Raw genomic sequence first — 11,143 nt, forward strand, 5'->3', positions numbered from 1 at the left:
GCCGCGCATGAGGTCCACGCCCCCGGGGCCGTGCCGATGACCATTCGTATCCTCCCGGCCGTCGGCGACATCGACTCGGCCCGAGCGCTCACCACCCTGCTCAGCCAGCTCGCCGACGCCGAACCCGCCCCGCCCGTCCCCGACTCCACCGCCCTCCTCGACACCCTCGCCCGGCTCGCGGCGGAGTCGCTCGACGAGCTGCCCGAAGTCGTCCTCGTCCACGAACGCATCGGTCCCGTACCGGCGTTGGACCTCATCCGCGATCTGGTGCTGCGTTTCCCGGCGGTCGGTGTCGTCCTCATCACGGCCGACGCCAGCACCGGCGTCCTCACCGCCGCCATGGACTCCGGCGCCCGCGGCATCATCGGTCTGCCGCTCGGCTACGACGCCCTCGCCGAACGCGTCCAGGCCGCGGCCGGATGGTCGCTCGGCATGCGGCGCCACCTCGGCAGCGGTACGCCCGAGCTGTACACGGGCCCCGGCGGCACCGTCGTCACGGTCACCGGGGCGAAGGGCGGCGTCGGCACCACCGTGACCGCGGTCCAGATCGCCCTGGCGTCTAAGGCCTCGGGGCGGAACGTGGCGCTGGTGGACCTCGACCTCCAGTCCGGCGACGTCGCCTCCTACCTGGACGTGCAGTTCCGCCGGTCGGTGGCCGACCTCGCCGGGATCAGCGACATCAACCCGCGCGTCCTCCAGGACGCCGTCTACCTCCACGACAGCGGCGTCGGCCTGCTGCTCGCCCCCGCCGAGGGAGAACGCGGCGAGGAGGTCACGGACCGGGTGACGCGCCAGGTGCTGTCGGTCCTGCGCTCCCGCCACGACGTCGTGATCGTCGACTGCGGCTCCCAGATGAACTCCGCGACCGCGGCGGCCGTGGAGATGGCCGACCAGGCGCTGCTCCTCGTCACCCCGGACGTCGTGGCCGTCCGCGCCGCCAAACGCATGGTCCGTATGTGGGACCGCCTCCAGATCCGCAAGGCGGAGGAGACGACCACGGTCGTCAACCGGTTCGCCCGCGGTACGGAGATCCAGCCCTCCCTGGTCCAACGCGTCACCGGCACCAAAGTCGCGAGCGCGGCGGTCCCCGCCGCCTTCAAGGAGCTCCAGTCCGTCGTGGACGCGGGCCGCCTCCAGGACCTGGACGCCCGCTCCACCGTCAAACAGGCGCTGTGGTCACTGGCGGCGGAACTGGGACTGGTGGTCGCCCAGGAGGGCGGGGGCGGCGGCCGGCGCCGCAAGGCCTCCCCGGACCGGGGGGCGTCGGCGCTGCGCAGGAGGGGCGGCGACCGGGGCGCGGTGACCCTGGAGTTCGCCGGCATGTTCCCGATCCTGCTGGTCGTGATGACGATCCTGTGGCAGTGCGTGCTGTACGGCTACTCGTACTCGCTGGCCGGGAACGCGGCGGACGAGGCGGCGCGCGCGGCCACGGCGGCCTACGCGGTCGACGGTGACGTCGGCGGCGCCTGCCGGACGGCCGGGAGCCGGCACCTGCCGGGCTCCTGGAGGGACGCGGGCATCGAATGCGCTCCGGCGGGCTCGGTGATGAGGGCCACCGTCGACGTCGACGTCCCGCTCTTCTTCCCGGGGTTCGACGCGGGGTGGCACGTGAAAGGGACGGCGGGCGCGGCGCTGGAGGGGGACGTCGGATGACGGCCTCCCAGGGACGGCGGACGGATCACGGGCGGCAGCCGGAGCGGCGGCTGAAGGACAGGCCGCGGCCGGGGCGTCGCCTCCGTGACGACCGGGGCGTCTCCATGCTGGAGTTCGCCGGGTTCCTGCCCATCCTGCTGGTCATCGGGATGGCCGCCATCCAGCTCGGCCTCATCGGATACGGGATCAACCAGGCCGGTTCCGGCGCGCGCGCCGCCGCCCGGGTCGCCTCGCAGGGCGGCGACGGCGGGGCGGCGGGAAGCGCCGCGGTGAGCGGATGGCTGGATCCGCGGGTCGCCCCCGCGACGGGGCCGGACCTCACCACCGCCACGGTCACCGTGCGTGTCCCCGGGGTCATCCCCCTCTTCGGCCCCTACGAGGTGACCCGCCGCGCCACCATGCCCACCGACGACTGACCCCATGACGGGATCCCGCGAGCGGATCCCGCGACCGAACCGCACGACCGACCGGGAGGAGCTGAACCCATGAGCCTGCGATCCCGACTGGCCACCCCCGACGAGGGAGGCCCCGCCCGTGAGGACGGACACCTCGTCGCCGTCTACCGCGCCAAGCTCCTCGAGGAGATCGACCTCGCCGAGATGTCGAGCCTGGCGGCAGCCGAACGACGGGTGCGCCTGGAGCGCGTACTCGGCCACATCATCAGCCGCGAAGGCCCCGTCCTCTCCTCCGCCGAACGCGCCCAGCTGATCCGGCGGGTCGTGGACGAGGCCCTCGGACTCGGCGTCCTCGAACCACTGCTCGCCGACGCGTCGATCACCGAGATCATGGTCAACGGCCCGGACTCGATCTTCGTGGAGCGGGCGGGCCGGGTCGAGCAGCTCCCGCTCCGCTTCGCCTCCACCGAACAGCTCATGCAGACCATCGAACGCATCGTCTCCACGGTCAACCGCCGCGTCGACGAGTCCAACCCCATGGTCGACGCCCGCCTCCCCACCGGCGAACGCGTCAACGTCATCATCCCGCCGCTCGCCCTCACCGGGCCCACCCTCACCATCCGCCGCTTCCCCCGCGCCTACACACTGCCCGAGCTCATCGGCCTCGGCTCGCTCGACGAACAGATGCTGATGCTCCTCGCCGCGTTCGTGCGCGCCCGGTTCAACGTGATCGTCAGCGGCGGCACGGGCAGCGGGAAGACCACCCTCCTCAACGCGCTCTCCGGGCTCATCCCGTCCCACGAACGCATCATCACCATCGAGGACTCCGCCGAACTCCAGCTCCAGCAGGAACACGTCATCCGCCTGGAGTCCCGGCCCCCGAACGTCGAGGGCAAGGGCCAGATCACCATCCGCGAACTGGTCCGCAACTCCCTGCGCATGCGCCCCGACCGCATCATCGTCGGTGAGGTCCGCGGCGGGGAGACCCTCGACATGCTGCAGGCCATGTCGACCGGCCACGACGGCTCCCTCGCGACGGTCCACGCGAACTCCGCGGAGGACGCCCTCATGCGGCTCCAGACCCTCGGCTCGATGTCCGAGGTCCTGATCCCCTTCGAGGCGCTGAAGGACCAGATCAACTCGGCCGTCGACGTGGTCGTCCAGCTGTCCCGGCACGCCGACGGCTCCCGCAGGATCACCGAGATCGCCCTGCTGGTCTCGCACGGCCGCGAACAGTTCCGGGTCGTCCCCGTCACCCGCTTCGTACCGCGACCCGTCGGCCCCGACCGTGTCGTCCAGGGCCGTTTCGAGCACCTCCCGCTGCCCCGCCCGGTCGCCGAGAAGCTGTACGTCGCCAACGAGCCACTGCCGCCCGCCTTCGGCGTCGTCGAGGTCCTGGACGCACTCGATCCCAGGCAGGCCATCGGATGACCACCACGACCGAGAGGAGCGAGCCGTGAACAACCCCGCCGCCCTGGCCCTCGGCGCCACCGTCCTGTGCGGCACCCTCGCCGTCGCGGGTGTACACACGTACGCCTCCGGACGTGCGCAGCGCCAGGCCCTCGTGGACCGGCTCGCCGGCGGCGGCCCGCTGCGCACGGCCGCCGGCCGCGTACGCCGCTTCGCCGCCGTCGACCGCCGGCTGCGCCGCACCCGTCTCGGCCGCACCATCCACCTGCGTCTGTCGGCGACGGGCCTCGACGTGACGGCGGGCGAGTTCGCCACCTACGTCACCGCCGTCGTCGTCGCGCTGTGGCTGATCGCGGCCTCGGTGCTGGCCCCCTTCTTCGGCCCGATCGCCGCCCTGGTCGGGGTGTGGAGCGCGGTCATATTCCTCAACTGGCAGCGCCAGAAACGCATCGAGGCCTTCATCGGCCAACTCCCCGACGTGGCGAGACTGCTGGCCAACGCGACCGCCGCCGGCCTCGCCATGCGGACCGCGCTGGCGATGGCCGCCGAGGAGCTGGAGAACCCGGCGGGCGAGGAACTCGCCCACGTCGCCGATCAGTTGATGATGGGTCGCTCCATCGACGACGCACTCGGCGAGCTCTCCGAGCGGCTCCCCTCCCGTGAGCTGATCGTCCTGGTCACCACCCTGGTCCTCGCCAACAAGGCGGGCGGCTCGGTCGTCAGCTCCCTGCGCAACCTCACCCAGACCCTGGAGGACCGCAAGGAGACCCGCCGCGAGGTCCGCACGATGCTCTCCGAGGTCAACGCCACGGCCTTCACGGTCCCGCTGCTCGGCCTCGGCTCCCTGCTCCTGATCAACTCCTCGAACGAGGGCGCGCTCGCCCGCGTCACCGGCTCAGGCCTGGGCCAGGCCCTCGTCCTGATCGCGCTGGGCCTGTACACCGTCGGCTTCTTCGTCATCCGCCGCCTCGGCAAGATCGAAGTCTGAGGAAGGAGGGATCACGTTGCTCCCCCTGCTGCTCGCCCTCCTGACGGCCGCCGCCGTCGCGGGCGCCCTGCTGGGCATCCGCATGATCCGTGCCGACGCCAAACTGCCCAGCGACCTCGCGCTCGCCCTGGAGGTCGGCGGAACCCGCGTCTCCAAGGCGGATTCCGCCGTCGACCGCCTCGGCATGCGCTTCGCGCCCACGGTGCTGCGCCTGATGGGCCCCCGCCGCGTCGACGCCAAACGCCGGCGCATAGACATGGCGGGCAACCCCGGGGGTCTGACGCTCAACCGCTACGCCGCGCGCCGCGCGGTGTACGGCATCTTCGGTGTCCTGCTGGGGCTGATCTTCCTCACCAACGGCCGGCTCCTGTTCGCCGTGCTCTCGCTGACCTTCGGCCTGGTCGCCGCCGACGCCCTCATCTGGCAGGCGGTCCGCGAACGCAAGGAGGCCATCGACCGCATCCTCCCCGACTTCCTCGACGTCCTCGCGGTCGTGGTCTCGGCGGGCCTCGGCTTCCGCCAGGCACTGGACCGCGTCGCGGAGAAGTACGAGGGTCCCTGGGCGGACGAACTGCGCATCACGCTGCGCCAGATGGACATGGGCGTCAGCCGCCGGCAGGCCTTCGACGAGCTGCGCAGGCGCAACTCCTCCGAACAGGTCGCCCAGTTCGTGTCGGCGTTGCAGCAGGGCGAGGAACTCGGCTCCCCGATCGCCGAGACCCTGATCCAGCTGGCCACGGACATGCGCCGGACGGACGCCCAGAACGCCCGCCGCCGCGCGGCCAAGACCATCCCCAAGGCGACGATGGTCACCCTCGTCTTCATGCTTCCGGCGACGATGATCCTGATCGCCACGGGAATGTTCCTGGGTTCGGGCACGAACTTCGGCTCGATCCTGGGCCGCTGATGAACGCCCGCCGCACGCCGCCGCCCTGGCTGCCGCCTGCCGCGCCGCGACTGCCCCGGCCGGGTGCGCGGCGGAGCCTCCGGGGGTCCTCACCGGGCCACCCGTGGGCCCCACCGGGCCGCTCGTGGGCTCCGCCTGGCCGTCTGTGGGCCCGGCTGGTCCGGCCGTGGGCACCCGAGCACTCCACGAGCCCCGCCGAGCACCCGGAGGCGGGGGGAGAGGGCGCGGCGCAGCGAACGCGGGGAGCCGCGGCGTCGGCGGAACGGGGACGGGCGGGGGAAGCCGGGCAGGCGACGGCGTCGAGCTGGCCCGAGGGCGCGGGACCCGGCTATCTGGCCGACGACGTCCCCGCCCCCGGCAACGTCCGTCTCCAGCTCAACGCCCTCCAGGCCCTCTGTCGCCAGGCCTTTGCCGTCCGCCTCGCCGCGATCGCGATCGGCGCCCCCTTCGCGATGGCCAACGCGAGCGACGGCCTGTCCCGCTACGCGGTCCTGGCCGCCGCCGTCCTCGGCGTCATGGGCTCGTACGCCATGCTCAGGGACTGGGACCGCTTCGGACCCCGCCTCCTCGCGCACCCCACCCTGATGGCCGTGGACCTGACCTTCGGCGCGGTGCTGCTCCTGACGGCGTCCCCCGCGTCCCCCCTCGCCTACGCGACGGTCTGCACCCCGCTGCTGGCGGGCCTGCTGTACGGCTGGCGCGGCTCGGGCGTCTTCACGGGCCTGCAGCTGATCGTCCTGGTGACGGTGTACCGGGCCTGGCAGCACCACCCGGGGGCCGGCGCCAACACCTTCCTGATCGCGGGGTTCTGCGTCGGCGCGGGCATCATCGGCGTCACCCTGCGCAACCTGATGTTCCGCTTCGGCACGGCGAGCCAGGCGCTGTCCGAGGCGAACTCCCGCCTGGCCGTCGCCGAGGCCGTCGAGTCGGAACGGGCGCGACTGGCACGCGAGATGCACGACTCGGTGGCGAAGACGCTGCACGGGCTGGCCCTGGCGGCGGAGGCGCTGGCTGCTGCCGCCTCGGCGGACGGTGCGGACCCGGGCACGCTGAAGCGCCAGGCGACGACGGTCGCGGGGGCGGCCCGGCGGGCGGCGGTGGAGTCCCGAGACCTTCTGTCGGACCTGCGCCGTCATACGAACCTCACCACGCCGGAAACGGACGTCCTGTCCGAACTCGCCGGGCAGATCTCGGCGTTCGAGGCGCGCACCCAGCTCCCCACAGAACTCCGTCACCGCGGCGAGCGCCCGGTCCTGCCCTGGGCGACCGCCCGCCACGTCCTCGCGATCGTGTCCGAGGCGCTGGAGAACACGCACCGGCACGCACACGCGAAGGCGGTGACGGTGGAAGTGGAAGTGAACACCGGCGAAGCCGAGTTCGCGGTACGGGTGCGGGACGACGGCGTGGGCCCGCCTCCCGGCGCCACCCTCGGCGACCTGACCAGAACCGGCCACTTCGGCCTGCTCGGCATGGCGGAACGCGCCGCCTCCCTGGGCGGCCGCATCGACCTGACCCGACCCGAGCAAGGAGGGGCCGAGGTCCATCTGGCCCTTCCCCTCGCCCCCACTCCTCCCCACACCCCCCAAGAGGAGGCCGCACATGCCTGACCAGGCAGTCATCGGCCCGCCCCTCCGTGTACTCGTGGCCGACGACAACCCCGTCGTCCGGGCCGGACTGGCCGCGCTTCTCGGCGGTCATCCGGACATCGAGGTCGTCGCCGAGGCCGCGAACGGCGAGGACGCCGTGACCGCGGCGACCGCCCATCCGCCGGACGTCGTCCTCCTCGACGTCCGCATGCCCGGCACGGACGGGCTCACCGCCCTGCCCGACCTGGCCCGGCTCGCTCCCGTGATGATGCTGACGTACAGCCGTGAACCCGAGGTCGTGGCCGAGGCGTCACGCCGGGGCGCGGTCGGCTATCTCGTCCACGGCGAGTTCACGACGACCGAACTGATCACCGCGGTACGGGATGTGGGGCGCGGCCCTCGTGTTCTCCCGGATTCGATCGGTGTTTCGTACGAACCGAACAAAATCTCTTCGCACCTGCAACCGTTTGTGGGACAGTCGTCAAAGGCTCACCCCGGCCATGGAGCAAGGCTCCGCCGCCGTCTGCCCGACCGGCTCGACTTCGACCTGAGTGCGAGGGAGGTGGAGGTGATGGACCTCATCGCCGCCGGCATGAACAACCGTCAGATCGCCGCCGCCTGCTTCATCAGTGAGAAGACCGTCAAGAACCACATCAACCGCATCTTCGCGAAGCTGCACAGCTCCTCGCGCAGCGAGGCGATCGCGCACTGGCTGGGGACGGCGCGGGAGGGGTGGAGCCGGTGACTCCAGCGCACGGAAGTTGGGCCCCTGGGCCCACTCGGAGTAGGCGGGTTCTCACGTACGGTGCCTGTGTCAAATTTGGCGGCGTGTGGGAGGGCAGTGCTCGTGGTGGCGAAGGACTGGACGCTGAGGGCCGGAGTCCGCGCGGAGCGCACGCTGCGCGCCTGGACGGAGACCGTTTCCACCCGGATGCGGGGGAGTGGCCGGGACGCGGGGGCCGGGTTCGTGGAGTACGCGGGTCTGATGATTCTCATCGCGGGGATCTACACCCTCATCGATCAACTCGGCCTGAACGGAAGGATCTCGCAGGCGATCGGCAATGCTGTGGACGACGTCGTCGGCGGAGGCTGAGCGCCGGCCCACCGCGCAGCGATCGAGGGCAGACTCTCCCCATCTACATCTGGCTGACGGGAATCCTGCTCTTCGCCGCATTCGCCTTCTTCGCTTTCGCCCAAGCAGCGTCCGCCCGCAATGGAGCTCAGTCCGCGGCGGACGCTGCTGCGTTGGCAGCGGCACAGGACGCCCGCGACGAGCTCATGGACAAGCTGGGAGCCGCCGTCGGCCACGCAGACAACTGGCTGGACTGGCTCGACGGGATACAGGGTCCCGACGGAGTGGGGGCCGACACCGCGGCCCAGCAGTTGGCCGCCGAGAACGACTCGACGCTTCGAGGCCTGCAGGCTGTCGAGAGGAACGGCTACCCCGGGTACCAGGCCGACATCCAGACCAACTACACGGTCGGCAGGTCGATCATTCCCGGAACCGAGACCAAGCACGCGACCGCGCACGCCGTCGCCGTCATCCAGCCGCGCTGTGATTTCGAACCGGCCGCGGATCCGAAGAAGCCCGTCGAGCTGAACTGTGACGGCGACATCGTGAACATCGACCCCGGAGATTTCGATCCGGTCGACCTTCCGGACGCGTCCGTGCTGTTCTCTGTGCATTTGGCCGAGTGAGAGGAAGCCGTACCGATGGACTTTCGGCACACCATGAAGGGCCGCAGGGCGCTGAGCGCGGTGGCGATCACGACTGGGCTGCTCCTCACGGTGGCCGGGTGCGGTGGGAGCGGCGGCGACGGCAAATCAGGCAAGGAGCCGTCGGCTTCCACTCCTGCTCAGAAGAGTTCCGGCGGAAAGGCGAAAGAGAGCAGCGCGCCTACTGCCGATCAGCCGATCGTCGAGGTCAAGAGCAACGGCATCACGCTCGCGGTCACGTCGGCCAAGCGAGACCAGGGTGGCTTCGTCACCGTCAACGGCACGGTGACCAATGGCACCTCGGGTCTGTGGATCGGGGCCGAGTGGATCAGTGACGAGAACGAGCTGAAGAAGAACGGCGGGTCCCTGGCAGGGGCAAGCCTGGTGGACGAGAAGGGCAAGAAGAAATACCTCATCCTGCGGGACACCGAGGGACGTTGCCTCTGCACCAAGTTCCAGGGCGGTGTTTCCCAGGGGGCGACCGCCGACTGGTTCGCCCAGTTTCCCGCGCCGCCCGCCGGGACGACAAGCGTGCAGTTCCAAGTGCCGACCATGCCCCCGGCCACCATCGAACTCTCCGATGGCGAGTGACCCATGGCCCTCACCTCCCGCGCTGCGGCGACCATGTTGACGGCCCTCGCCGTCCTGTCCACGCTGACCCTCACCGGCCCCCACGCGTCCGCGGACGACGGCGATCCGAGCGCACCGCCGGGCAGCCTCACGACATCACCGCCCCCCGACGTGGACGCGAACAGCCCCGGCCTAAAACTCGCCGACGGCGCCACCCTCGCCCCCGCCAAGGTGCTGGACATCAAGTCGGTGGTGGAGGACCTCGGCGGGGAGGAGCGGCGGGAGGACACCAACTCGGACGTGACGTTCGCGCTGCAGGCCGAAGTCCTCTTCCCCAAGGACAGTTCGAAACTGAACCCGGACGCCCGCGCCCGCATCGACGCGATCGCGGACGAGATCAAGGCCCAGAAGGCGACGACGGTCAGGGTCTTCGGCTTCACCGACAACCTCGGCTCGTACGCCCACGGCCTGACCCTCTCGAAGAAGCGCGCGGAGATCGTCCACGACGAGCTGGCGGCGGCGCTCGGTTCGACGGACGTCACCTTCGAGGTGCGTGGCTACAGCGAGGACTATCCGATCGCGGACAACACCTCGGAGCAGGGCCGCCGCAAGAACCGTCGCGTCGAGGTGACCTTCCCACGCGGCGCGTCGAGCGGTACCTCGTCGGGGACCCAGAGCTGAGAGCGTGCTGTCATGAGAAAGATCGTGCTGATGATGTCGGTGTCCCTCGACGGGTACATCGAGGGACCGCACCGCGAGATCGACTGGCACCGGGTCGACGAGGAACTGCACCGGCACTTCAACGAGGAGATCAGCCGCTTCGGCGCCCTGCTGGACGGCCGGGTGACGCACGAGCTGATGGCCGCGTACTGGCCGACCGCCGACCAGGACCCCGCCGGCACCCCCACCGAGGCCGAGTTCGCCGGGATCTGGCGGGACATCCCGAAGATCGTGTACTCACGGACGCTGGAGCGGGCCGACTGGAACACCACCGTGGTACGGGACGTCGTACCGGAGGAGGTCCGGGCGCTCAAGGAGCAGCCGGGCGGGGACCTGGGCCTGGGCGGCGCCGACCTCGCCGCCTCGTTCCTGCGGCACGACCTGGTCGACGAGTTCCGGATCTACGTCCATCCGGTGCTGATCGGCGGCGGGAAACGCCTGTTCCCGCAGGCGGACGCCCTGACCGCGCTGCGGCTCACCGAGACCCGCACCTTCGGCAACGGGGTCGTACTCCTGCGGTACGAGCGAGTGCCGGCGCGGCAAGTGTGAAGCATTGATGTGAGGTGTCGTTCGAGTGATCGACGCTCACGGCACCATTGCTACGGTAAGGATGCGGTAAAGGGGACGGCCGCTCATGGGCCGTGACCGGCTGCCGCAGCGCAGGGATCACGGGGATCACGGGGACCGTAGGGAACGCGGGAGGGTACGGGTCGTATGGCCTGGGACGAGTGGGAGAAGCTGAAGGCCGACGCGGCCCGGCGGAGCACGACGCACATGCGGCTGAACCAACTGCCCGCCGACCCGGGCGGCGGTGGCGGCGCCGATCTGGTGGTCAACCAGGACGACCTGGGCGCCGTGGGCCACGAGGCGTTCATCCTCTACGGAGAGCTCCACAAGAAGACGGACATCGCGGGTGCCGGCGCCGACAAGGCGGGCGCGGGCTCGACCATGCAGTCAGCCGCGGCTCTGAAATCCCACGGCTTCGAGATGGGTGGTGCCCTGGAGCAGACGGTCTCGGTGTGGACCTCCCAGGCCAAGTCGGTGCTCCAGGCGTGCGCGCACATCTCCAACCACCTCGACTTCAGCAAGAAGCTGCACGCGGAGCAGGACGCCGAGATCGCGGCCGTGCTCCAGGGCCGGGACGGCTCGGCGGAGTCGGTGTCCGAACTCGACAAGTACTTCAAGTAGGGGCGCCCGG

Annotated in this window: 13 protein-coding genes; all 13 read left to right on the plus strand. The window is 70.8% G+C overall.

Annotation, left to right across the window (positions count from 1 at the left end; all coding sequences use genetic code 11):
- Positions 1–36 precede the first annotated feature (36 nt).
- The 13 genes from OHB41_RS29315 (at position 37) to OHB41_RS29375 (ending at position 11,133) form a co-directional block, all read left to right on the plus strand.
- The gene (locus OHB41_RS29315) at positions 37–1,653 is read left to right on the plus strand and encodes a CpaE/TadZ family protein (RefSeq protein ID WP_266701103.1); all 1,617 of its coding nucleotides are present in this window, start codon (positions 37–39) and stop codon (positions 1,651–1,653) included.
- Positions 1,650–2,069 (plus strand): TadE/TadG family type IV pilus assembly protein, encoded by a 420-nt coding sequence (locus tag OHB41_RS29320; RefSeq protein WP_266701104.1) that lies wholly within the window; start codon positions 1,650–1,652, stop codon positions 2,067–2,069. Before OHB41_RS29315 ends, OHB41_RS29320 begins: the two co-directional genes overlap by 4 nt.
- Positions 2,070–2,138: 69 nt before the next feature.
- Positions 2,139–3,479 carry a TadA family conjugal transfer-associated ATPase gene (locus OHB41_RS29325; protein WP_266701105.1) on the plus strand — a complete coding sequence of 447 codons (1,341 nt, stop codon included), beginning with the start codon at positions 2,139–2,141 and terminating at the stop codon, positions 3,477–3,479.
- A 25-nt stretch (positions 3,480–3,504) separates the two neighbouring features.
- Entirely contained in the window at positions 3,505–4,446 is a 942-nt protein-coding gene (locus OHB41_RS29330) for a type II secretion system F family protein (protein ID WP_266701106.1), read from the plus strand.
- 16 nt (positions 4,447–4,462) lie between these two features.
- Entirely contained in the window at positions 4,463–5,353 is an 891-nt protein-coding gene (locus tag OHB41_RS29335; protein ID WP_266701107.1) for a DUF5936 domain-containing protein, read from the plus strand.
- Entirely contained in the window at positions 5,353–6,960 is a 1,608-nt protein-coding gene (locus OHB41_RS29340) for a sensor histidine kinase (RefSeq protein WP_266701108.1), read from the plus strand. Before OHB41_RS29335 ends, OHB41_RS29340 begins: the two co-directional genes overlap by 1 nt.
- Complete coding sequence (locus tag OHB41_RS29345; protein WP_266701109.1) at positions 6,953–7,684, plus strand: response regulator transcription factor; 732 nt, start codon at positions 6,953–6,955, stop codon at positions 7,682–7,684. The genes OHB41_RS29340 and OHB41_RS29345 overlap by 8 nt, the downstream gene beginning before the upstream one ends.
- Before the next feature lie 153 nt (positions 7,685–7,837).
- Positions 7,838–8,032, plus strand: a complete 195-nt coding sequence (locus OHB41_RS29350) for a hypothetical protein (protein WP_266706217.1) — start codon at positions 7,838–7,840, stop codon at positions 8,030–8,032.
- Positions 8,033–8,073: 41 nt separating this feature from the next.
- Positions 8,074–8,637: a pilus assembly protein TadG-related protein gene (locus tag OHB41_RS29355; protein ID WP_526025066.1), complete on the plus strand. Its 564-nt coding sequence runs from the start codon at positions 8,074–8,076 to the stop codon at positions 8,635–8,637.
- A 15-nt stretch (positions 8,638–8,652) separates the two neighbouring features.
- Positions 8,653–9,246, plus strand: a complete 594-nt coding sequence (locus tag OHB41_RS29360; RefSeq protein ID WP_266701110.1) for a hypothetical protein — start codon at positions 8,653–8,655, stop codon at positions 9,244–9,246.
- Positions 9,247–9,249: 3 nt separating this feature from the next.
- Complete coding sequence (locus OHB41_RS29365; protein ID WP_266701111.1) at positions 9,250–9,906, plus strand: OmpA family protein; 657 nt, start codon at positions 9,250–9,252, stop codon at positions 9,904–9,906.
- 12 nt (positions 9,907–9,918) lie between these two features.
- Positions 9,919–10,494 carry a dihydrofolate reductase family protein gene (locus tag OHB41_RS29370; protein ID WP_266701112.1) on the plus strand — a complete coding sequence of 192 codons (576 nt, stop codon included), beginning with the start codon at positions 9,919–9,921 and terminating at the stop codon, positions 10,492–10,494.
- Positions 10,495–10,659: 165 nt separating this feature from the next.
- Positions 10,660–11,133, plus strand: a complete 474-nt coding sequence (locus OHB41_RS29375) for a hypothetical protein (protein ID WP_266701113.1) — start codon at positions 10,660–10,662, stop codon at positions 11,131–11,133.
- The last annotated feature ends 10 nt before the right edge of the window (positions 11,134–11,143 follow it).

Source organism: Streptomyces sp. NBC_01571, from assembly GCF_026339875.1.
GTDB lineage: Bacteria > Actinomycetota > Actinomycetes > Streptomycetales > Streptomycetaceae > Streptomyces.

Excerpts from the sequence above, each read along its gene's own strand:
- OHB41_RS29315 (WP_266701103.1), top strand. The coding sequence starts at position 37 with ATGACCATTCGTATCCTCCCGGCCGTCGGCGACATCGACTCGGCCCGA.
- OHB41_RS29320 (WP_266701104.1), top strand. The coding sequence starts at position 1,650 with ATGACGGCCTCCCAGGGACGGCGGACGGATCACGGGCGGCAGCCGGAG.
- OHB41_RS29325 (WP_266701105.1), top strand. The coding sequence starts at position 2,139 with ATGAGCCTGCGATCCCGACTGGCCACCCCCGACGAGGGAGGCCCCGCC.
- OHB41_RS29340 (WP_266701108.1), top strand. The coding sequence starts at position 5,353 with ATGAACGCCCGCCGCACGCCGCCGCCCTGGCTGCCGCCTGCCGCGCCG.
- OHB41_RS29345 (WP_266701109.1), top strand. The coding sequence starts at position 6,953 with ATGCCTGACCAGGCAGTCATCGGCCCGCCCCTCCGTGTACTCGTGGCC.
- OHB41_RS29360 (WP_266701110.1), top strand. The coding sequence starts at position 8,653 with ATGGACTTTCGGCACACCATGAAGGGCCGCAGGGCGCTGAGCGCGGTG.
- OHB41_RS29365 (WP_266701111.1), top strand. The coding sequence starts at position 9,250 with ATGGCCCTCACCTCCCGCGCTGCGGCGACCATGTTGACGGCCCTCGCC.
- OHB41_RS29370 (WP_266701112.1), top strand. The coding sequence starts at position 9,919 with ATGAGAAAGATCGTGCTGATGATGTCGGTGTCCCTCGACGGGTACATC.
- OHB41_RS29375 (WP_266701113.1), top strand. The coding sequence starts at position 10,660 with ATGGCCTGGGACGAGTGGGAGAAGCTGAAGGCCGACGCGGCCCGGCGG.